Origin of the sequence: Staphylococcus sp. HMSC070D05 (assembly GCF_001815595.1) — a bacterium.
In the GTDB taxonomy this organism is placed as follows: Bacteria; Bacillota; Bacilli; order Staphylococcales; family Staphylococcaceae; genus Staphylococcus; species Staphylococcus hominis.
The window spans coordinates 52,075-52,558 of sequence record NZ_KV821149.1 but is presented as its reverse complement, the minus strand read 5'-3'; the positions used below and the strand labels follow the sequence as shown (position 1 = coordinate 52,558).

Annotated in this window: 1 pseudogene; it reads right to left on the bottom strand. The window is 28.5% G+C overall.

Annotated elements, in window-relative coordinates:
* Window positions 1-484, bottom strand: a pseudogene (locus tag HMPREF3046_RS11250) (transposase); the annotation flags it as partial.

Below are 484 nucleotides of genomic sequence, written 5' to 3'. Positions count from 1 at the left end.
TTTTCAGCTCGTTGAGCTGCTACTTTTCTTATATTGAGTGTTATTAACACAAATCCTAGTTCTCTTTTAGCTTTATTTATCCCGCGAACAGACATTCAAGTGAAATCCAAAAGAGCCTTCATACATCCAAAAATAGGCTCCACATCAATTTTTCTTTGACTGTAGATGGTTTTTGTTTTTAGTTCTGAAAGCTTTTATTAATTTGGGCTTTAAAATATTCCCGATTATAATTTTTCATTATTTTTTTATTTGCTTTTGCATTAAATTCCACGCATTGGTGTTTCAGAGGTTCTTCTGAAAAATCATCACATTATATCATTTAAAGTCTTTCTTAAATTCATATTTATCATGACGATAGGCATATCTTTTAAAACCCAGTCGCTGATTGTTTGGATAAATGTATTCGTCGTTAATTTCGTTATAATCCTGATTTTGAGTATTAAAGTTATCATTTTTATATTTTTTAGTTTTATCTTTTATAAAC